The 20,940-nt window shown below is 72.1% G+C and carries 20 protein-coding genes; 9 read left to right on the top strand and 11 right to left on the bottom strand.

The window, feature by feature from the left end; genetic code table 11:
- Positions 1-75: 75 nt before the first annotated feature.
- Both HYV93_08855 and HYV93_08850 read left to right on the top strand, forming a co-directional pair.
- Positions 76-2,049 (top strand): hypothetical protein, encoded by a 1,974-nt coding sequence (locus HYV93_08855; protein ID MBI2526076.1) that lies wholly within the window; start codon positions 76-78, stop codon positions 2,047-2,049.
- Between the two features lie 78 nt (positions 2,050-2,127).
- Positions 2,128-3,231 (top strand): Gfo/Idh/MocA family oxidoreductase, encoded by a 1,104-nt coding sequence (locus HYV93_08850; GenBank protein ID MBI2526075.1) that lies wholly within the window; start codon positions 2,128-2,130, stop codon positions 3,229-3,231.
- Between the two features lie 24 nt (positions 3,232-3,255).
- On the opposite strand, the gene HYV93_08845 is transcribed toward HYV93_08850, so the two are convergent.
- The 5 genes from HYV93_08845 to HYV93_08825 form a co-directional block, all read right to left on the bottom strand.
- Positions 3,256-4,059, bottom strand: a complete 804-nt coding sequence (locus HYV93_08845) for a crotonase/enoyl-CoA hydratase family protein (GenBank protein MBI2526074.1) — start codon at positions 4,057-4,059, stop codon at positions 3,256-3,258.
- A gap of 27 nt (positions 4,060-4,086) precedes the next feature.
- Positions 4,087-4,659 (bottom strand): YbhB/YbcL family Raf kinase inhibitor-like protein, encoded by a 573-nt coding sequence (locus HYV93_08840; GenBank protein ID MBI2526073.1) that lies wholly within the window; start codon positions 4,657-4,659, stop codon positions 4,087-4,089.
- 118 nt (positions 4,660-4,777) lie between these two features.
- Complete coding sequence (locus tag HYV93_08835; GenBank protein ID MBI2526072.1) at positions 4,778-5,938, bottom strand: MFS transporter; 1,161 nt, start codon at positions 5,936-5,938, stop codon at positions 4,778-4,780.
- Between the two features lie 64 nt (positions 5,939-6,002).
- On the bottom strand, positions 6,003-7,634 hold the full coding sequence (locus HYV93_08830) for a thiamine pyrophosphate-binding protein (GenBank protein ID MBI2526071.1): 1,632 nt from the start codon (positions 7,632-7,634) through the stop codon (positions 6,003-6,005).
- A 78-nt stretch (positions 7,635-7,712) separates the two neighbouring features.
- Positions 7,713-8,921, bottom strand: a complete 1,209-nt coding sequence (locus HYV93_08825) for a CoA transferase (GenBank protein ID MBI2526070.1) — start codon at positions 8,919-8,921, stop codon at positions 7,713-7,715.
- A 101-nt stretch (positions 8,922-9,022) separates the two neighbouring features.
- Here HYV93_08825 and HYV93_08820 point away from each other — a divergent pair, with 101 nt between their 5' ends.
- From HYV93_08820 to HYV93_08805, 4 genes are all read left to right on the top strand, one after another.
- The gene (locus tag HYV93_08820; GenBank protein MBI2526069.1) at positions 9,023-9,265 is read left to right on the top strand and encodes a sulfurtransferase TusA family protein; all 243 of its coding nucleotides are present in this window, start codon (positions 9,023-9,025) and stop codon (positions 9,263-9,265) included.
- A gap of 29 nt (positions 9,266-9,294) precedes the next feature.
- The gene (locus tag HYV93_08815; protein ID MBI2526068.1) at positions 9,295-9,792 is read left to right on the top strand and encodes a DsrE/DsrF/DrsH-like family protein; all 498 of its coding nucleotides are present in this window, start codon (positions 9,295-9,297) and stop codon (positions 9,790-9,792) included.
- Positions 9,793-10,121: 329 nt separating this feature from the next.
- A complete protein-coding gene (locus HYV93_08810; protein ID MBI2526067.1) occupies positions 10,122-10,379 on the top strand; it encodes a hypothetical protein in 258 nt (85 codons plus the stop codon).
- Between the two features lie 156 nt (positions 10,380-10,535).
- Entirely contained in the window at positions 10,536-11,330 is a 795-nt protein-coding gene (locus tag HYV93_08805; GenBank protein MBI2526066.1) for an enoyl-CoA hydratase, read from the top strand.
- Positions 11,331-11,421: 91 nt separating this feature from the next.
- On the opposite strand, the gene HYV93_08800 is transcribed toward HYV93_08805, so the two are convergent.
- The gene (locus HYV93_08800) at positions 11,422-11,934 is read right to left on the bottom strand and encodes a xanthine dehydrogenase family protein molybdopterin-binding subunit (GenBank protein ID MBI2526065.1); all 513 of its coding nucleotides are present in this window, start codon (positions 11,932-11,934) and stop codon (positions 11,422-11,424) included.
- A gap of 65 nt (positions 11,935-11,999) precedes the next feature.
- On the opposite strand from HYV93_08800, the gene HYV93_08795 reads away from it, so the two are divergent.
- Positions 12,000-13,130 (top strand): NADP-dependent oxidoreductase, encoded by a 1,131-nt coding sequence (locus HYV93_08795; protein ID MBI2526064.1) that lies wholly within the window; start codon positions 12,000-12,002, stop codon positions 13,128-13,130.
- A gap of 117 nt (positions 13,131-13,247) precedes the next feature.
- On the opposite strand, the gene HYV93_08790 is transcribed toward HYV93_08795, so the two are convergent.
- The 5 genes from HYV93_08790 to HYV93_08770 all read right to left on the bottom strand — a co-directional run bounded on the left by HYV93_08790 (position 13,248) and on the right by HYV93_08770 (position 17,396).
- Positions 13,248-13,577 (bottom strand): aminotransferase class III-fold pyridoxal phosphate-dependent enzyme, encoded by a 330-nt coding sequence (locus tag HYV93_08790; protein MBI2526063.1) that lies wholly within the window; start codon positions 13,575-13,577, stop codon positions 13,248-13,250.
- Positions 13,578-13,667: 90 nt separating this feature from the next.
- The gene (locus HYV93_08785) at positions 13,668-14,138 is read right to left on the bottom strand and encodes a GNAT family N-acetyltransferase (GenBank protein ID MBI2526062.1); all 471 of its coding nucleotides are present in this window, start codon (positions 14,136-14,138) and stop codon (positions 13,668-13,670) included.
- A gap of 30 nt (positions 14,139-14,168) precedes the next feature.
- Complete coding sequence (locus tag HYV93_08780; GenBank protein MBI2526061.1) at positions 14,169-14,669, bottom strand: hypothetical protein; 501 nt, start codon at positions 14,667-14,669, stop codon at positions 14,169-14,171.
- 259 nt (positions 14,670-14,928) lie between these two features.
- On the bottom strand, positions 14,929-16,035 hold the full coding sequence (locus tag HYV93_08775) for a PQQ-dependent sugar dehydrogenase (protein MBI2526060.1): 1,107 nt from the start codon (positions 16,033-16,035) through the stop codon (positions 14,929-14,931).
- 71 nt (positions 16,036-16,106) lie between these two features.
- Positions 16,107-17,396, bottom strand: a complete 1,290-nt coding sequence (locus tag HYV93_08770) for a DEAD/DEAH box helicase (GenBank protein MBI2526059.1) — start codon at positions 17,394-17,396, stop codon at positions 16,107-16,109.
- Positions 17,397-17,674: 278 nt separating this feature from the next.
- Between HYV93_08770 and pruA the strand changes: the two genes are divergently transcribed.
- Together pruA and HYV93_08760 are read left to right on the top strand one after the other, a co-directional pair.
- Positions 17,675-19,348, top strand: coding sequence for an L-glutamate gamma-semialdehyde dehydrogenase (gene pruA, locus HYV93_08765; GenBank protein ID MBI2526058.1), 1,674 nt, complete (start codon positions 17,675-17,677; stop codon positions 19,346-19,348).
- Between the two features lie 5 nt (positions 19,349-19,353).
- The coding region (locus HYV93_08760) for an AMP-binding protein (protein ID MBI2526057.1) at positions 19,354-20,940 on the top strand (1,587 nt) is incomplete at its 3' end.

The raw sequence follows: 20,940 nt of genomic DNA, 5'->3' as shown, positions 1-20,940 counted from the left end.
GTAGCATACCCGCCTGGGCAGTGGCAGGACAAGGGCGCAGCAGGCGCGAGCGGCACGGAACCAGGGGGGCGGCGCATGGCGGTGACAGGCCTCGAGATCACGAGGCGGGAGAGACTCCTCGGCGGCCATGGCTTCGGCGCGGCGGGCGCCTACGAGAAGTGCGCCGGCATCATCCGCTTCGCCGTGGATCCCGCGCATCCGCTCCACCGGCGCATCACCGACCTGGAGCTGGCACCGCGGAACGCTCGGGGGCTCGTCGAGTGCTCGGCGGACTTCTACCTGCTCCAGCCGCTCCATCCCGCGCGGGGCAACGGCCGGCTGCTCCTCGATGTCCCGAACCGGGGCCGCAAGGTCGCGCTGGGCATGTTCAACAGCGGCGTCCGCGTCCCCGACCCGAGTGCCCCCGAGGACTTCGGCAATGGCTTCCTCATGCGCCACGGCTGGACCGTCGCCTGGTGCGGCTGGCAGCCCGATGTCCCGCGCCAGGACGGGCTCATGGCCCTCGGGGCGCCCCGGGCCGCGGGCGCGGGGGGCCGGCTCCGCTGTCAGTGGCGGCCCAATGCCCGCGCCGACGTGCTGCCGCTGGCCGACCGCTGCCACATTCCCCATCCGAGCCTGGATCTCCACGATCCGGAGGCGGCACTGACCGTGCGCGAGCACGCCGGCGCTGCGGCCGTGGTCGTGCCGCGGAGCGCCTGGGGCTTCCGGCGGCGCGAGCAGTACCGCCTGGTGCCCGACGCCTCGCATATCCACCTGGGCGGTGGCTTCGAGCCGGGGAAGATCTACGATCTGGTCTACCGCTCCCAGGATCCGCCGGTGGTGGGGCTGGGGCTGCTGGCCGTGCGCGACGCCGCGGCGTTTCTCCGCGGTGGCGCCGCCGCCGCCGGCAACCCCTGCGCGGGCCGGATCGAGCGCGCCTACGCCTTCGGCGTCTCCCAGAGCGGGCGCTTCCTGCGCCATCTCCTCTACCTCGGGCTCAACGAGGACGAGGCGGGAAGGCAGGTCTTCGACGCGGTGATCCCGCATGTGGCGGGCGCCCGGCGCGGCGAGTTCAACATGCGCTTCGGCCAGCCCTCGCTCAACGCCACGGAGGGCGTGGGCAGCCTCTTCCCCTTCGCGGACGAGGAGGCGACCGATCCCGTGACGGGCGAGCGCGACGGCCTCCTCCTGCGGCTCAGGGCCCGGCGAAAGGTGCCGAGGATCTTCACCATCAACACCTCCGCGGAGTACTGGCGGGGAGATGCCTCGCTGGTCCACACCGACGCCGTGGGGGGCCGGGACGTGGAGCCACCGGCGGAGGTGCGCATCTATCTCCTCGCCGGGACACAGCACACGCCGGGCGCCCTGCCGCCGCCCTCGGCGGATCCCAACACGGGCGGGCGGGGGCTCCATGCCTTCAACGTCGTGGACTATGCGCCGCTCCTGCGCGCGGCCCTCGTGAATCTCGACCGGTGGGTGACGGCGGGCGTGGAGCCACCCCCCAGCGCCGTCCCGCGCCTCGCCGACGGCACGGCGGTGCCTGCCGAATCCACGCGGCCGGCCTTCGCCGCCATCCCCGGCCTGCGCTTTCCCGACCGGCTCGCCCGTCCCGCGCGGCTGGATCTTGGCGCCTCCTTCGGGGAGGGCGTGGTGACGGAGCTGCCCCCCAAGGTCGGCGCGCCCTTCGTGACCTTCGTCTCCGCAGTGGATGGCGACGGCAACGAGGTCGCGGGCATCCGCCCCGTGGAGCTCGCGGTCCCGCTGGGGACCTTCACAGGCTGGAACCCCCGCCATCCCGCCCAGGGGGCGCCGGGGGATCTCATGAGCATGATGGGCTCGACGCTGCCGTTCGCGCGCACGGCGGCGGAGCGCGCGGCCTCGGGCGATCCGCGTCCCTCCATCGCCGAGCGCTACGCCTCGCGCGCCGAGTACCTGCGCCGTGTGCGCGCGATCGCCGAGTCGCTCGTGGCGGCCCGTCACGCCCTCGCCGAGGATGTGGAGGCGATGGTCGAACGCGCGGGCCAGCAATGGGACCTCTTCCACCACGGGCTGACCGGCGCCTCCGTCTGATTCGGACCACGCAGGTCGTCCCGGGGCGGGCGCATCCACGCGTGAGGCCGGCGTAGGACCGGCGAGGGGAGACACGACATGGCGAAGCGGCGGCACACGGTAGGCGTCATCGGGCTCGGCTTCGGCCGCGCTCATATCCCGGCCTTCCAGTCCCAGGGGTGCGAGGTGGTCGCCGTCTGCCAGCGCGACGAGGCCAAGGCGCGCGAGGTCGCGCAGCGCTACGGCGTCCCGCGCACCTTCGACCGCTGGGAGGCCATGCTCGAGCAGGCGCGCCCCGACATCGTGGTCATCGCCGCCCCGCCCGCCCTCCATCGCGTGATCGCCGTCGAGGCGCTCTCCGCGGGGGCGCATGTGCTGTGCGAGAAGCCGCTGGCGCTGAACGCCGCCGAGGCGCGCGCCATGAGCGAGGCGGCCACCCGCGCCGGGCGCGTGGCCATGACGTGCTTCAACTGGCGCTTTCCCGCCGCCATGCAGCGGCTGCACGCCATGGTGGACGAGGGCTTCCTCGGCCGGCTCTTCCACGTGAGCGGGCGCTACCTGGTTCCACGCTGGGCGGATGAGTCGGTCCAGCCCACATGGCGCATGGACAGGGCGCAGGCCGGGCACGGGGTCATGGGCGATCTGGGCGTCCACCTGGTGGACCTCATCCGGTGGAATTTCGGCGAGCCGGTGCGCGTGTCGGCGAGCGCCGGTATCGCCTATCCCTCGCGCACGGTGCCGGGTGGCGAGAAGGCGGCGGACACCGAGGACTTCTGCACGGCGATGGTCGAGATCGCCTCCGGAGCGCAGGCCACCTTGCAGGTGAGCCGCGTGGCGCGCGCCGCCAACGACCAGACCCTGGAGGCCTATGGCAGCCTCGGCGCGCTCCGCTACAGCATCGGGCGGGGCCGGGCGGGACGCTGGTACCGCGGCGAGCTTCTGGCCGCCTCCGGCACGAAGGGGCTCGAGCCCGTGCAGGTCAGGGCGGGGCTTCCCCGCTCGGTGGGCGACGGCGATCCGATCGAGGTCACGGGCAAGGCGACCATCGGCCCGCTCGTGAAGCGCTTCCTCGCAGCGATCGCAAAGGGGCAGAGCGCCTCCCCCTCGTTCGAGGACGGCATGCGCGCCCAGGCGGTGCTCGACGCCGTGGCGGCCTCCGCGCGCGGCGGCGGCTGGGTCAGCGTCGAGGACGCGCCACGCTGACCGGGAGGCGTGGGCGCGGCGCCGTCAGGCGGGATCGACGAAGCGCGGCGGCCGCTTCTCGATGTTGGCGCGGACGGCCTCGATCTGGTTCGGCGAACGGATCAGCGAGAGCTGGAGGGACTCCTCGAGCCTGAGCCCCTCCTCGACCGTCACGAGCCCTGCGCGGTCGAGGAGGCGCTTGGCGGCGCGCACGGCATCTGGCGAGCGGGTCGCGATCTCCCGCGCCAGCGCGAGCGCCGCCCCGCGTGGATCGTCGCTCACATGGGTGGCCAGCCCCAGCGCCACCGCCTCTCTGCCCGACACGATGCGTCCGGTGAAGGTGAGCTCCTTCGCGACGTCCAGGCGCACGAGGCGTCTCAGCGTCTGGCTCCCGGTCATGTCGGGAATGAGCCCCCACTTGACCTCCATCACCGAGAGCTGCGCCTCGGGCGTGACGAAGCGGATGTCGGCGCCGAGCGCGATCTGCAGTCCCCCGCCGAAGGCCACGCCGTGCACGGCGGCGATCACCGGAACGGGCAGGTCCATCCACACCGACGCGGCCTGCTGGGCGTGGTTCGCCGTGCCTCCCGGCTCGCGCCGGAGGAGCCGGCCGGCCCCATCGCTGCCCTCGGCCAGCGCCATGAAGCTCGCGAAATCGAGGCCCGCCGAGAAGGCGCGCCCCTCGCCCGAGAGCACCACCGCGCGGAGCGAGGCCTCCCCCGCGAGCGCCCGCCCCGTCTCCACGAGCGCCTCGAACATGCCGAGGTCCAGCGCGTTCATCTTGTCCGGTCGGTTGAGCCGAACCTCGGCCACCCCGTCCTGCGTCGAGACGATCACCCGGGCTGTCATGGGCAGGATGAAGGCATCGGGGCGCTGCTACTTCTTCCGGCCGTACTTGCCGGTCAGCGTGGCCTTACCGATCGAGTTGGCGTTGACCATGAAGCCGGCGAGCGAGGCGGTCGCCCCCTTGGGCAGATCGAGCTTCTCCACTTTCAGCGCGTGGAGCGTGAAGTTGTAGCGGTGCGGCCGGTCGCCCGCCGGTGGGCAGGGGCCACCCCAGCCAGGGCCGCCGAAGTCGGTGCTGATGTGTTCCGCGCCCTGCGGCAGGGTGGTGCCGTCGGCCTTGCCGGCGTCCTTCTGGAGCTCGGTGACGCTCGCCGGGATGTTGACCACGAGCCAATGCCACCAGCCGGCGCCGCCCGTGGGCGCGTCCGGATCGTGCACCAGCAGGGCGAAGCTCTTCGCTCCCTTGGGGGCACCAGCCCAGGACAGCGCGGGCGAGACATTCTTGCCCGAGCAGCCGAAGCCATTGAACACCTGCTCCTCGGCGATCACGCCGTTCGGCTTGATGTCGGGGCTTGTCAGCTTGAACTGCTGGGCCTCGCTCACGCTGGCAACCGCGAGACCGACCATGAGGAGAAGGCTTCCGACGAGCATCGTCTGGGCCATGGGATCCTCCTTACGTTGAGAAGGGGCCGGGCGTCATCTTACCTCACATCGTTCCTGCGCCGATCGCAACATGGAAGGTCACCCAATCCGCCTCGGATGATGTGACGGGCCACGGCTGTCAGCCGCGGGGGCGGGTCATGTGGGGAGAGGCGATGAGCGCGCCCGCCCCGGCCAGGCCCGCGGCGGTCCACCACATGGCCGTGTAGCCGAGAGAGGCCACCAGCACGCCCGCGAGCATGGCGCCGGCGGAAATGCCCAGCTCCCACGCCGTGAAGAAGGTTCCCATGGCGCGGCCGCGCTCCTCGGGGGGCACCCGGTCGGTGATCATGGCCATGAGGGCGGTCTGCGCGCCGCCGAAGCCAAGGCCGTAGACGATGGCCGACAGGACCATCGTCGAGCGCGTGCCGGTCGCCGCCAGCACCACGAGCCCGAGGCCTGCGCTGACGAGCCCCGGCACGAGCACGAGCCGCCGCCCGAAGCGGTCGGTCAGGGGGCCGGCCTGGGTGCGGCCCACGAGGGCGGCCAGGGCGAACACGGTGAAGAAGAGGCCCGGGTTGCCGAGTCCCTCGCGCCGGGCGAAGAGCGGCACGAAGGAGAGGAGGCCGCCGTAGCCGAAGAAGAGCGTCAGCAGCAGGGCCGACGGGTAGAGGGCACCGCGGCTGAAGAGCCCCCGCACGGAGAGGCGCCCCGGCGGCCGGAGCCCCGCGGGGCGCGTCTCGGGGAGCACGAGGGCCAGCGCCAGCGCCGCGGCGGCCACGGCCGCCGAGGTGACGAAGGCCGCGTGGATGCCCCAGCGCTCCGAGATCTCGACGCCGAGATACGGCCCGATGGCGAGCCCCGTCGTCGTGGTCAAGGCGAAAATGCCCATCGCCTCGCCGCGCCTGTCCTGCGGCGCGACGTCGGCCACCACGACGCTGCCCGCCGTGGGGCCGACGCCCATCCCGATGCCGTGGAAGAAGCGCAGCGCCAGGAGGCTCGCCGCGCCGGCCGCCGCCGAGTACCCGAGGGAGGAGAGCGCGAAGATCACCGGGCCCAGCACCACGAGCGGCCGTCGGCCGATGGCGTCGGCCCAGCGGCCGGCCAGCGGACGCCAGAGCATGGCCGAGAAGGCGAAGAAGCCGTGGAGGAGTCCCACGTGCGCCTCTCTCAGCCCTAGCTCGATGGCGTAGAGCGGGATCAGGGGCAAGAGCAGGTTGAAGGAGAGGTAGAAGAGAAAGACCGAGAGGCAGAGGCAGATGAAGGGCCAGCGGTAGAGCCGCCCCGAGCGGGCGTGGCTCACGGGCCCGGCGGCCGGTCGCGTGCGTCCCGGGCCATGGAGATCGCCCCGGCGCCGGGGTCGCCCCTCACCGCGGGTCCCTGGCGGGAGTGCGCCGGGGCGTGAAGAACACCGGGCGCGGCATGCGCCCCACGGCCACCTCGATGAGGACGGGGCGATCCAGCTGGACGGCAGCGCGGACGAGCGCGCCCACCTCCGTGGGCTCCTTGGTGCGCATGCCGTGGACGCCGAAGGCCTCGGCGAGCTTCATGAAGTCGGGGTTCGAGAGGTCCGCGCCAATGGCCCCGCCCCAGGCCTCGTCGAGGTCCCGGGCCACATTGCCGTAGGCGTGGTCGTTGAACACGACGGCGACCACGTTGATCTTGTGGCGCACCGCCGTCGCCAGCTCCTGGGCGTTGAAGAGGAAACCGCCGTCGCCCGACGCGGAGACGACCGGCCGGTCCGGGCGGGCGACCTTGGCCCCGAGCGCCACGGGGTAGGCATAGCCCAGGTTGCCGGAGTAGGAGGAGGTGAGGTAGGTGCGCGGCTGGTAGACGGGCCAGAACGGGCGCGAGTAGTAGCCGATCTGGGTCATCCCCGCGACGAGGATGGCATCCTCCGGCGTCCCCGCGCGCAGGCTCTTGAGGATTCCGGCCTGGGGCTCCTGGGTGGCCAGCGCCGCGATCCCGGCGCGTAGCGCCTCGCGCTCGGCCTTGCGGGAGGCGCGCGGCGGGGCTGCAGCGCGGAGGCGCTCGAGGAGGGCCAGGAGCGTGGCCCGGCAGTCGCCCACCAGCCCGAGGGTCTTCTTGTGGTTGCGCCCGATCTCCTCCACATCGGCGTCGAGCTGGATCACCTGCTGCCCCGGGGAGAAGGACACCACCGCGAGCCGGCTCCCCACGGCCAGCACGAGGTCGGCCGCGTGCAGATGCCTCCGCAGCGGCGACTCGCGCCAGAAGGCGGCGCCCAGCGAGAGATCGCTGCCATCGCTCACCGCGCCCTTGCCCTCCGCGGATGTGGCGACGCCCGCCTGGAGGTACTCGGCCACCGCGGCCAGCGCCTCATGGGCGCCCGAGAGGTGGACGCCCCCGCCGGCATAGATCACGGGACTCGTGGCCGCCAGCAGCATCTCGGCGGCGCGATCCACATCCGAGGCGGGCGCGCAGGCCCGGGGCGGACGCACGGGCTCGCAGAGCTCCACCTCGCCCTCGTCCTCCATCGTCTCGGGCGACATCTCGATCTCCACTGGGCGCGGCCTGCCGCTGCGCAGGTGGTACACCGCTTCGCGCACCGCGCCCGGGATGTCGGCGATCTCCAGCACCCGGCGGCGCCACTTGGTGACGGGGGCGATGGCGTCCTGCTGGTCGTTGACCTCGTGGAGCAGCCCGATGTTCTTGCCGAGGCTCCCCTTCGGGATCTGGCCGGCGATCATGAGCACTGGCGAGGAGGCCGCGTAGGCCGTGCTGAGTCCCGCCGCGGCGTTGAGCAGGCCGGGCCCCGGCACCACCAGCGCCGTCCCGAAGTCCCCGCCGGCGCGCGCATAGCCGTCGGCCATGTAGGAGGTCGCCTGCTCGTGGCGGGTGGAGATGAAGCGGATCCCGGGCTCGTCGCGCAGCGCCGCGAGCACACCGTAGAGCTGCACGCCCGGCAGCCCGAACACCACGCGGACCCCTTCGCGCGCGAGGGACTTGACGAGAGCTTCGCCGCCGGTCATCCGGGCCATGGTGCGCTCTCCTCCTCTTGCATCCGCCTGGGGGCGGGTCCGGGTGAAGGGGGCATGGCTGTCACGAGTGTTCGATCGTCACGGGGCACCGACGGCGCCGGCCGCGGCCAGGGCGGCGACGCGGTCCGGGGCGTAGCCGAGAAGCCCTTCCAGCACGGCGCGCGTGTGCTCGCCCACGCGGTAGGGGGCGGGACCTGCGGGGCCAACGGGCCGGCGGTCGAGGTGGAAGGGCGAGGCCGTCACGCGCACGCTTCCCGCTCCCGGGTGCGGCACGGACGGGAAGAACTGGCGCTCGGCCAGGTGCGGGTGGGCGATCACCTCTGCGGGATCGAGGACGGGGGCGCAGGGCACGCGCGCCCGGGTCAGCACCGCCAGAGCCTCGTCGGCGGTGGCGAAGCGCCCGATCCAGTCGCCGATGACGTCGCGCAGCGCCGGCCAGTTCTCGCGTCGTGCCGCGGGAGTGGCGAAGTGCGGGTCCGTGGCGAGATCGGGCCGGCCCATGGCCGCCGCCAGGCGTTCCCAGAGTGCCGCGGCGCCCACGATCTGCAGCGCCAGGTGCCGCCCGCCGACGGCATACACCGCCATGCCGGGGCGCGGGGCCCCGAGCGGCTCGCCGCCGTTGAGCACGGCGGCATAGGAGATGTCGTCGGCCGCCACGAGGGACTCGAGCATCGAGACGTCGATGTGCGCTCCCTGCCCGGTGCGGGCGCGGCGCCAGAGAGCCGCCATGATGGCGCCCACGGCGTGGGTGGCGGCCAGCACATCCGCCGCCTGGATGTTCGCGGCGCGCGGAGCCTCCCGCCCGACCCGCTCGAGGGCCATCATCCCCGAGGCGGCGTTGACCACGTGCGCGAAGGCTGGCTGCTGGCGCCATGGGCCCGTCTGGCCATAGCCCGAGATCGAGCAGTAGACGAGGTCGGGGCGCGCGGCGCAGAGCGTGTCGTAGTCGCAACCGAGCCGCGCGACGACGCCGGGGAGGAAGTTCTCGACGACCACGTCCGCGGCGCGGGCCAGGTCCACGACGACGGCCTTCGTCTCCGGGTGGCCAAGGTCCAGCGCGACGCTCTCCTTGCCCACGTTGACGCGAATGAAGTACGTGCTCTGGTCCGCGCGCCCCGGCTCCACCTGGAACACGGCGGGGCGCATCTCGTCGCCCGCCCCGGGCCGCTCGACCTTGATGACCCGGGCGCCGAGATCCGCGAGGAGCCGCGTGCAGTAGGGGCCCGCGAGGACCCGCGTGAAATCCAGCACCACGAGGCCGGTGAGGGGAAGCGAGGCGTCGGACACGCGGGGAAGTATAGCAGAGCGCCTTGCCAAGCCCGTGGGGTCGTGGTACCCGTGGAGTCGTCCGCGCGGGGTGTCCACCGGGACGGAAAGGGACGCTCGACATGACCACCGCACCGAAGGTCGTTCAGACGCTGGACTGCAAGGGGCTGCTCTGTCCCGTGCCGATCATCAAGCTCTCAAAGGCCGTCAAGGGGGTCCAGGTGGGTGAGGTGATCGAGATGCTCGCCACGGACCCGGGCTCGGTGCCCGACCTGGAAGCCTTTCAGCGGCAGACGGGGCACGAGATCGTGAGCCGCGAGCGGCAGGGTGAGGTGTTCCGCTTTCTCGTCCGGAAGACCAAGTAGCCCGTCTCGAGGGGGCAGGAGGACGCGTCATGGGTGACCGCACGAAGCGCCTGGCGATGGTGGCTTCCAAGGGAACTCTCGACATGGCCTACCCGCCGCTGATCCTCGCCACGACCGCCGCCAGCATGGGCTGGGAGACGGGGATCTTCTTCACCTTCTACGGGCTCGACATCCTGCACAAGAAGCGGGTCAAGCATCTGCAGGTGAGCCCCATCGGCAACCCCGCCATGCCGCCCCCGCTCGCCGCCCTGCCCGGGCTGAAGGTGCCGAATTTCCTCGGGGCGCTGCCTGGCATGACCGCCATGGCCACCATGATGATGCACGGGTGGATGGCCAAGGCGAAGATGCCCACGGTGACGGACATGCTCGATCTCTGCGTCGAAGCGGACGTCAAGCTCTTCGCCTGCGCGACCACCATGGGGGTGATGGGGATCAAGCAGGAGGACCTCATTGCCGCCGCCCAGTGCGCGGGGGCCACGACCTTCCTCGACTTCGCGGGGGACGCCAACGTCTCCCTCTTCATCTAGCTCCCCGGTTCCCGGTTGCCCGAGATCCCCGAGTTCCAGGCGGGCCGGGGCGAGCCCCGACGCGCCCTGGTGGTCCGTGGCGCGACGGCCCTCTTGTCCACGCTGCGGGCCCCCTTTCCGGGTCACTCGTTCTCCACTGCGTCGAGAAACTTTACGGATGCCCCGCCGGGACCCCTCGATGCGGGGTGATCACGCCGGAAAGGCTAAAGTTTTGCTTCCGGCAGGGAACTTGCTATGCTGGCCCTGAAAGCGAGCTGGGCATGAGCAATCGATCAGAGTGCGTCAGGAGTGCAGGCTAGATGCGCCGCGTCTGGGAGATGAGGGGCGACATGCGCCGATTCCTCTTCGTGGTGTCGAAGGACAAGCCCGAGCTCTGCGAGTACCTCTCCAGCCACTTCGCCGACGAGACCGATGTGCTGGTCACGCTGGATCGCAGGCGCGGGGAGCGGCGCCGGGGCGACGGGCCCGCGGACCTGGACCGGCGCCAGTCCCACCGCCGCTGGCGCCCGGATAACGATGAGACCCTGACAGCCCTGGGGGCCTTCCTGGTGCCCGTGGACGGGGCGAACCGGCTCGTTCGAGACTAAGCGCCCGGACGTCCCGGCGGGGGTAGCCCCACCCCCTGTCGGCGCTCCTGACAGTTGCCCTCCGCTTTGCCCTTGCGCCCCTCCCCACGGGCCGGCGATCATCCGGGCATCTGAGGCCCCGCCGCCACCCCAGGACCCGTCCCCGGAGGGACCACGATGAGCCAGGACCTGATCGAGACCGTCACGGACCGCGTCGCCGTGCTCACCCTCAATCGCCCGGAGCGACTCAACGCCTTGTCCCGCGCCATGATGGACGGCATGCTGGAGGCCCTGCCCCGGCTTGCCGGGGATCCCGCAGTGGGCGCGCTCGTCCTCACGGGGGCCGGGCGTGGCTTCTGCTCCGGTGGGGACGTCAAGGCCATGGCCGAGGGGATGGAGTCCGGTACCCTGGGGCTCGAGGACAGGGCCCAGGCTCTCCGGGCCAAGATGGAGGTTTCGCGCTGGCTCCACGAGATGCCCAAGCCGACCATCGCCATGGTGCGGGGCGCGGCGGCTGGGGCGGGGCTGTCCCTGGCGCTGGCCTGCGACCTGCGAGTCGCTGCCGACAGCGCGCGCTTCGGGACGGCCTTCGCCCGGGTGGGCTACTCGGGCGACTTCGGGGGCTCCTACTTCCTGACCCAGCTCGTGGGGACGGCCAAGGCCCGGGAGCTGTACTTCACAGCCGACCTCCTCGACGCCCCGCAGGCGCTGGCGCTGGGGCTCGTCAACCGCGTGGTCCCCGACAGCCAGCTCGAGGAGCAGACGCTGGCGCTGGCCAGGCGGCTCGCCCGGGGGCCGTCCGTGGCCTACCGCTACATGAAGCGCAACTTCAACGCCGCCGAGAGCGGGACGCTCGAGGACCTGCTCGACCTCGAGGCCTGGCACCACACCCGCTGCGGGATGACCGAGGACCACCAGGAAGCCACGCGCGCCTTCGTGGACAAGCGCGAGCCCGTCTTCAAGGGGCGGTAGCGCCGGCTGTCCACGCGCGGTCACCCGCCCGGTCGCCCCGTCGTCCCGCGTGGGTGACGCGCGCGCCCAGTGTGAGCGTCCGGCGCCGACCTCAGCGCGCCGCTGCCGCCAGCGCGCGGTGGAGCGCCTCGCTCGTGATCGGCAGCTCCGTCAGCCGGCATCCCGTCGCGTGCGCGATGGCGTTGGCGATGGCCGCCGGGGCGGCGACGACGGGCGGCTCGCCCACGCCCTTGGCGCCGAACGGCCCGGCCTCCGACGGCACCTCCACAAGCGCGATCTCCACCGGCGGGACCTGGTCGCTCTGGGGCAGGGCATGGTCCATCAGGGTTGCCGTCAAGAGCTGACCCCCTCCGTCGTACACCATCCGCTCCAGCAGCGCCCAGCCCACTCCCTGGGCCACCGCCCCCTGGATCTGCCCGTGGATGGCGGCCGGGTTGAGGGCGCGTCCGACGTCCTGGACGACCAGGTGACGCGTCACACGCGTCTGGCCGGTCTCCGCGTCCACCTCGACCTCCGCCAGATGCGCCGCGAAGGCCGGCGCCCGGGCAATGGTCGCGGTCGAGCCGCGGCCCAGGACGGGCTCGTAGCGTGCGCCGAACTGCATGGACAGCCTGGCCAGCTCCGCGATCGTGACGGGGCAGGGAACGGCCGGTGACCGAGAGCGACGACATGGGGGTGGGGCCTCCGCGTTCGCGTGGTCGAAGCCGATATGTTGTACTCTGTACCGGCGCCCGGGGGGTCCCGGTGCCGCGCGTCTTCACCTCCGAGGAGGCTGCCGTGAACCCGACCGTGAATCGTCAGATCGTGCTCGCCTCTCGCCCGCCGGCCATGCCCACGGCGGACAACTTCAGGCTCGAGGAGAAGCCCGTGCCCGAGCCGGGGCCGGGCGAGGTGCTCGTCCGCAACATCTACATGTCGGTGGACCCCTACATGCGGGGCCGGATGAGGGATGCCAAGTCCTATGCGACCCCCTGGGCGGTGGGCAAGCCCTGCGACGGGCGCGCTGTGGGCCGCATCATCCGCTCGAAGCATCCGACGTTCGCGACCGGCGACTATGTCAGCAGCATGCTGGGCTGGCGCGAGCACTTCGTCTCCTCGGGCGAGGGACTGGTGCGGCTCGATCTCTCGCTGGCGCCGCTTCCGGCCTATCTCGGCGTGCTGGGCATCCCGGGCTTCACCGGCTGGTACGGGCTCACGGAGATCGGGCGGCCCAAGGCCGGCGAGACGCTGGTGGTGTCGGGGGCCGCCGGGGCCACGGGCTCTCTGGTGGGCCAGATGGGGAAGATCCTCGGCTGCCGCGTCGTGGGCACGGCGGGCACGGACGACAAGTGCGCGCATCTGACGCGCGACCTCGGCTTCGACGCGGCCGTCAACTACCGGACGGCCGGGGACCTGTACGGGGCGCTCCGTCAGGCGTGCCCCGACGGCGTCGACGTCTACTTCGAGAACGTGGGCGGCGCCGTGCTCGAGGCGGTGCTGCGCTGCCTGAACCCCTTCGCGCGCATCCCGCTCTGCGGGATGATCTCGCAATACAACCAGGATCCGCCCGAGCCGGGCCCGCGCTATCTCTTCTCGCTCGTGGGCAACCGGGTCCTCGTGCAGGGCTTCATCATCAGCGACCACTTCGAGCGCTATCCGGAGTTCCTGCGCCAGGCCGGCGGCTGGCTCGAGGCCGGCAGGCTCAAGCACCAGGAGACCATCGTCGAGGGCCTGGAGAACGCCCCGCGCGCCTTCCTGGGCCTCTTCAAGGGGGAGAACCTCGGCAAGATGCTGGTCCGCCTGGCGCCGGAAGAGGGCTGACGCGGATCGCACGGCGCGCGCGAGAGGCGCGGGCTGGCGAGAGCGGGCGCGCCGGGCAGCCCCACCGCGGCGCGGGCGCTCTCCTGGGCCGATCGAGCTGGAGCCCTCCTTGCGCGACTACGCCGGGGTGAGGCTCGCGCGGAGCAGCTCGACCATCTGGTCGATCTCGTCGCGGGACACGGTGAGCGACGGCATGAAGCGAAGCGTGGCCGGTCGGGGCGCGTTGACGAGGAGGCCGCGGTCGAACGCGGCCCGGGCGACTGTCGCGGCGTCGCGCTCGTTCAACTCGAGGGCGACGAGCAAGCCGCGGCCGCGGACCTCGCCATGGCCGAGCTCGGCGGAGAGCGTCCTCAGCCGCTCCATCAGGTAATGACCCGTCGCGGTGACGGCGCCGAGGAATCGCGGGTCACGAACGGTCTCGACGACGGCGCAGCCGGCCGCCGCCATGAGCGGGGTCCCGTTGAACGTCCCTCCCTGGTCCGACCATCACGACCGGGGGGCGGTCGGCCACGTTCATGACGTGCCGCACGTCGTCGTTCATGCCGCGGGTCCCCCGCGTTGTGGAGCCGGCGCCGCCGTGTACGGGTCGGTCAGGATCTCCATGAGCCGGTCCGGATAGCGGGCCTCGCCGAATCCGTACTGCCGGTAGAGGCCGTGCGCGTCCCGCGTGAACAGGGTCCAGCGCCGAAGGCCCTGGAGATCCGGGTGGGACATGATGGCCGCCATCAGCTGCTTGCCCACGCCCCGCCCCCGCGACGCCTCGACGACGAAGACGTCGCTGACGTAGGCGAAGGTCGCGAAGTCGGAGATGACGCGGGCGAAGCCCACCTGGCGTTCCCCGTCGAAGGCGCCGAAGCACATCGAGTGGCGGATCGCACGCGCCACGACCTCGCGCGGGATCCCGGCGGCCCAGTACGATCGGGACAGGAAGTCGTGGATCACGTCGAGGTCGAGCCGGGACGCGTCCGTGGTGATCGAGAGCTCTCCGTGGCGGCATTCGTGGAGCATCGGACCGGACTCCTCGTGCAATCGGATCGGTCACACCCGCGCGCGCCGGGCCGGGCGCGCGGCGGTCAGCGGGGCGAGTAGCCGGCGCGCCGTGCGGTGCGCGGCCGTCGGGCTGGGCGTGGCGACGAAGACCGTATCGTCCCCGGCGATGGTCCCGACGACGCCCGGCAGGGCAGCCTCGTCGAGGGCACGGGCCACCGGCTGCGCTTCCCCCGGCGGCGTCTTGATGACCACGAGGGCCCCCGCCGCCTCGACGTCCAGGACGGAGTGCCTCAGCGCGCCGTCGAGGGCTTCCGTGCGGTGCGCGGGGGGCACGAAGGGGGACGGCGCCGGCGGGGCGGCGTAGCCCGTCGGGGTCCGGGCCAGACCCAGGCCCTTGAGGTCCCGGGAGAGGGTCGGCTGGGCCACCGTGAAGCCCCGCTGGCTGAGGAGTCGCTGGAGTGCCTCCTGCGAGCGCACGGCCCGGGTCTGGACCAGCTTGAGAATCTCGACCCGCCGCCGGCGGGCGCGTCCAACAGAATATGTATTCATCTTGTAGCATGAACATCTACCATGGGCGGCGTCAGCCGTCAAGCGCGGCTTCGAGCCGGGCGGGCGGAGGGCCTGGAGAACGCCCCGCGCGCCTTCCTGCAGCGGTGCAGCGGGGTCAGGTCTTGCATTTCAACATCGGCAGGGGAGTGGTCCTGCGAGCCGGTACCGGTCGGGGCCCTGGTTGTCGTGTACCGCAGGGGCACGGCAGCGGTGCCGGGGCCGAGTGTAGGATTGCAAGACCTGACCCCCCGGCGGCCGGTCAGGGGCGGTGGGTGATGCGGTAGACGCGCCCGGCGGACTGGTCGGAGAGGTAGAGGGCGCCGTCGGCGCCGACGGCCAGGTCGATGGGGCGGCCGTGGACCCGGCCGTCGGCGAGCCAGCCCGTCGCGAAGTCCTCCACGGTGCCGGGTTTGCCGTCCCGGAAGGGCACGCGCACCACCTTGTAGCCCGTGGGCACCGAGCGGTTCCACGAGCCCTGATAGGCGACGAAGAGGCTCCCGCGGTACTCCGGCGGGAAGAGCCGGCCAGTGTAGAAGGCCAGCCCCAGCGGGGCCGAGTGAGCCTGGATCTCGATGGTGGGCAGGGCCATCGGCGGGCAGCTCGCGCTCCTGGAGAAGCGATCGTCGGGGACGGCCCGCCCGCCGGCGGCGAAGCAGTCCGGCCAACCGTGGAAGCCGCCTGCCTTCACCTCCGTGATCTGGTCAGGCGGCAGGTCATCGCCCCGCCAGTCGCGCTCGTTGACCGTCGCCCAGAGCGCGCCGCTTCCCGGGTGGAAGGCGATGCCCACCGCGTTCCTGAGCCCGCGGGCGAAGAGCTGCTCCCTCGAGCCGTCGGCCTCGTAGCGGAGGATGGCGGCCCGACGCGGATCCTGCTCGCGGCAGACATTGCACGAGGAGCCCACCGAGACGTAGAGCCGCCCGTCGGGGCCGAAGGCGATGGTGCGCGTCCAGTGGCCGCCGCCGGGCGGCAGGCCCGGCACGACGACGACGGGCGAGGTCGCCCTGAGCGCGGCCGGGTCGTAGCGGAAGCGGAGGACCCGCCCGGTCTCGGCCACGAAGAGCGCCCCGTCCTTGAAGGCGAGCCCGTGAGGACGATCGAGTCCGTCGGCCACGGTGACGCTGTCGTCCGCCCGGCCGTCACCGTTGCGGTCGGGCAGCGCGACGACACGCCCGTCGCGGGGGATGGAGACGAGGAGCGTGCCGGCCGGGTCCACGGCCATGAAGCGCGGGGCGCCGAGGCCACCGGCGAACACCTCGACCCTGAAGCCCGGCGGGAGCCGGAAGGGCAGGTCCTGGGCGCGCGCCGGCGGCGCGGCGAGGCAGAGGCCCGCGAGGAAGACGATCAGGGCCAGGCGCACCGGGTACATGCTGGCCCCGATCGTACTACGTCTGCCTCTGTGCCGCCCCGCAGGCGCCCGCTACGAGCGGAGGTCGCCCGTCACGGGTGGCGGTTGAAGCTGACCCGGCGCTGCACCGCGGCGAGGTTCTGATGCTGGCCGCGGCGCGCGGCATTGTCCCTGGCGCGGGCGCGCTCCTGCGTCTTCCGCGCCCGGATCGCGGCGATGCGCTCGGCCAGCGGGATCTCCAGCCGCTCGGTCGTCCGGGCGGTGTAGTCGAACCCGGGCACCGTCACGCGCGGGATCGGCCGGCCGAGCGCCCGCTCGATGGCGCGGAAGTCGCCTTCCTCGTCCGGCGAGACGAAGGTGAAGGCATCGCCGGTGGCCTCGGCGCGGGCCGTCCGGCCCGACCGGTGGATGTAGTCGTCCGGCACCGCCGGCACGTCGAAGTTCACCACGTGGCTCAGCTCGTCGATGTCGATGCCGCGCGCGGCGATGTCGGTCGCCACCAGCACCTGGTGCTTCCCGTTCTTGAAGCTCGCGAGGGCATGCGTGCGCTGGGCCTGGCTGCGATTGCCGTGGATCTTGTCGACGGTCACGCCCTGCCGCGCCAGGGCTTCGGCCAGACGATTGGCGCGGTGCTTGGTGCGGGTGAAGACGAGCACGCTCCGCATGCCCTCGTCCTTGAGCAGCGTGAGGAGCAGCGCGGACTTGAGCTCGCGGGCGACGGGATAGGCCGCATGCGTGATCCCCACGGCCGGGGCCGCCTTGCGCTCCTGATTGATCAGGGCCGGCGCCGACAGCATCTCGCGCGCCAGCTGGCCGATCTCCTGCGGCATGGTCGCCGAGAAGAAGAGCGTCTGGCGCTTCGCCGGCAGGTGCTTGAGGATCCGCCGGATGTCGGGAAGAAAACCCATGTCGAGCATCCGATCGGCCTCGTCGAGGACGAGGATCTCCAGCTGCGGCAGCCGGGCGTACGGGTACTGGAAGTGGTCGAGCAGCCGGCCGGGCGTGGCCACGATCACGTCCACGCCGCGCCGGAAGGCCTGCTCCTGCGGACCCATCGCGACGCCGCCGTAGACCGCGGCGCCCCGCACGGGGGTGAAGCGCGCCAGCTGCTTGAGGTCCTCGTCGATCTGGGCGGCCAGCTCGCGGGTCGGCGTCAGGATCAGCGCGCGGGTCGTGCCGCGCGGCCTGTCCAGCAGCCGCTGGGCGATGGGCAGGACGAAGGCGGCAGTCTTGCCGCTGCCCGTCATGGCCGAGGCGAGCACATCACGGCCGCCGAGCCCAGGGGGAATCGCGTCGGCCTGGATCGGCGTGGGACGCGTGAACCCCAGCGCAGCGACGCCGCGCAGGAGATCGGGGTGAAGGCCAAGCGTGGAGAAGGGCATGGGGGAGGCGTCCTTGTCGAGGCGAGCACCTGCAACAGCAGGAACGTCGCGCCGCGGAAACATCCGGCGTGAAGTTGCGGGAACGGGGGGATTGCCGGGGAAACCGCCGTTCGGACTCCGGGAGTCGCTCTGTCGTCAGTGAGAGTGTCTCATGGCCGGCGGGGATTCCCAAGCGCTGATTCGCGGTACACTGACAGTGTCGGGCGGCGGGCGCCCGATCCGGCGCACTCGCCCCCCGACGGACTCCTGCAACGGTCGACGTGGAGGAGGCGCAAGCCATGGCCAACGCGATTCCGAGCGTCCCGAGCCCCCGCAACGAGCCCGTGCTCTCCTATGCCCCCGGCACCCCGGAGCGGCGCGCGCTCCGAGCCCAGTGCGAGCGGATGTCCAAGGAGATCGTCGAGATCGCCCCGCACATCGGCGGCCGCCGCGTCGAGACCGGTCGCCTCGGCGAGGCCGTCATGCCCCACAACCATCAGCATGTCCTGGCCCGCTGGCACCGAGGCGGGGCAGCCGAGGTCGCGCGCGCCATCGAGGCCGCACGCGAGGCCCAGGGGCCGTGGTCCCGCATGGCCTGGGAGCAGCGGGCGGCGATCTTCCTCAGGGCCGCCGATCTCCTGGCCGGACCCTGGCGCCAGGTGCTCAACGCCGCCACCATGCTGGGGCAGTCCAAGACGGCGCATCAGGCCGAGATCGACGCCGCCTGCGAGCTGATCGACTTCTGGCGCTACAACGTCCACTTCATGCAGGAGATCTACGGCCAGCAGCCGCTCTCGGCGCCGGGCACGTGGAACCGGCTCGAGCACCGCCCGCTGGAGGGCTTCGTCTTCGCGGTGAGCCCGTTCAACTTCACCAGCATCGCCGGCAACCTGCCGACGGCGCCCGCCCTCATGGGCAACACGGTGATCTGGAAGCCGGCCTCCGCCGCGGTCTATTCCGCCCACGTCATCATGGAGCTACTGGAGGAGGCGGGACTGCCGCCGGGCGTCATCAACATGGTGCCCGGCCCCGGCGCGGAGGTGGGCGATCCGGCCCTCGGCTCGCCGCATCTCGGCGGCATCCACTTCACCGGCTCCACGGCGACCTTCCAGGGCATGTGGGAGGCGGTGGGTCGGAACATCCGGCGCTACCGCGCCTATCCCCGCCTCGTCGGCGAGACGGGTGGCAAGGACTTCGTCTTCGCCCATCCCTCGGCCGAGGTGGCGGCGCTGGCGACGGCGCTCGTGCGCGGCGCCTTTGAGTACCAGGGGCAGAAGTGCTCGGCCGCCTCGCGGGCCTTCATCCCGGCCTCGCTGTGGCCGGGGCTCCGCACGACGCTGCTGGCCCAGGTGGCCGAGATCCGCATGGGGGATGTGGCCGACTTCACCAACTTCATGGGGGCGGTGATCGACCGCGCGGCGTTCGACAGCATCCGCGGCTACGTCGAGCACGCGCGCGGGTCCAGCGACGCCGAGCTGCTCAGCGGCGGCGGCTGCGACGACAGCACGGGGTACTTCGTCGAGCCCACCGTGGTGCTCGCGAAGACCGCCGACTTCCGGCTCATGCGCGAGGAGATCTTCGGCCCCGTGCTCACGGTCTATGTCTACGCGGACCAGGATCTCGACAAGGCGCTGGCCCTCTGCGACCAGGGGACGCCGTACGCGCTGACGGGCGCCATCTTCGCCCGGGACCGCGCGGCCATCGCGAGGATGACGGAAGCCCTCACCCATGCGGCCGGCAATTTCTACGTCAACGACAAGCCGACGGGGGCGGTGGTGGGGCAGCAGCCGTTCGGCGGCGCGCGGGCCTCCGGCACCAACGACAAGGCGGGGAGCGTGCTCAACCTGCTGCGCTGGGTGAGCCCGCGGGCGGTGAAGGAGACCTTCGTGCCGCCGACGCACTTCGCGTATCCTTTCATGCTATCCTTTCATGCAGCCCGGGGAATGAACCCGCAGCGACCCGAGAGGACCTGACCGGCATGGACGAGAGCGAGATCATCTGGCGACCCGATCCCGACGCGGCCGCGCGCACCCGCATCGCCCGGTTCATGAAGCAGCATGGCCTCCCCTCGCTGGCCGCGCTCCAGAAGCGCTCGGTCGAGGAGACCGGGTGGTACTGGGATGCGGTGGCGCGTGACCTCGGCTGGCTGTGGAGCGAGCCCTACCGGCGCGTGCTCGACACCGCCCGGGGGATCCAGTGGCCGCGCTGGTTCGAGGGCGGGCGCATGAACCTGGCCGCCAACTGCCTGGACAAGCACCTGGCGGCCGGGGGCGGGGAGCGGGCCGCCGTGATCTCCGAGGCCGAGGACGGCGATGTGCGCACGCTGACCTATGCCCAGCTCGGCCGGGAGGTCGCGCGGCTGGCCAACGGCCTCAAGCGGCTGGGCGTCGGCAAGGGCGATCGGGTCGGCATCTTCCTGCCCATGAGCCAGGAGACGGCCATCGCCGTCCTGGCGGTCTCCCGCATCGGCGCCGTCTACGTGCCGTGCTTCTCGGGCTACGGCGCCGGCGCCGTGGCCGCCCGTCTCGAGGGCTGCGAGGCCCGGGCCCTGATCACCGCCGACGCCTTCATGCGCCGGGGCAACGTGGTGGCGATGAAGCACACCGCCGACGAGGCGGTGGCCCATGCGCCGAGCGTCGAGCACGTGATCGTCCACCGCCGCACCGGCGCCGCCATCCCGTGGACGGCCGGCCGCGACCTCTGGTGGCATGACGTCATCGCCCGGGAGCCCGCCGAGTGCCCCGCCGAGCCCGTCGAGCACGACCACCCGGCCCTCATCATCTACACCTCGGGCACGACGGGCCGGCCCAAGGGCACCGTGCTGACGCAGGGTGGCTTCGGGATGAAGAACGCGCATGACTGGGCCTACTGCTTCGACATGGACGACGCGGCACGCATGTTCTGGGTCACCGACCTCGGCTGGCTCATGGGCCCCATGCTCATCACCGGCACGCTCCTCATGGGGGCCACGGTGGTGCTCTTCGAGGGCACGCCGGATTATCCGAAGCCCGACCGCCTCTGGGCGCTCTGCGAGCGCCACCGGGTCACCCATCTCGGCATCTCGCCCACGGCCGTGCGCGCGCTCATGCCGTACGGCACCGACTGGATCCGGAGCCACGACCTCTCGGCCCTCCGCCTCATCGGCACCACGGGCGAGCCCTGGAACCCCGAGCCCTTCCGCTGGCTCTTCGACCATGTGGGCGGCGGCCGCGTCCCCATCATCAACTACACGGGCGGCACCGAGATCTCGGGCGGGATCCTCTCGGGCTTCCCCATCGCGCCGATCAAGCCCTGCGGCTTCACGGGTCCCATCCCGGGCATCGCGGCAGAGGTCTTCGGCGACCACGGCAAGCCCGTGCGCGAGGAGGTGGGCGAGCTGGTGATCACACGGCCCTGGCCGGGCATGACCCAGGGCTTCTGGAAGGATTCCGACCGCTACATCGAGACCTACTGGTCACGCTGGAAGGACGTCTGGGTGCACGGCGACTGGGCCTACGTGGACAGGGACGGCACCTGGTTCATCCACGGCCGCTCCGACGACACGCTCAAGATCGCCGGCAAGCGG

The organism is Candidatus Rokuibacteriota bacterium (genome assembly GCA_016188005.1).
Classification (GTDB): domain Bacteria; phylum Methylomirabilota; class Methylomirabilia; order Rokubacteriales; family CSP1-6; genus UBA12499.
The sequence above is the reverse complement of the archived record's forward strand: the minus strand, read 5'-3'. Positions and strand labels throughout refer to the sequence as shown.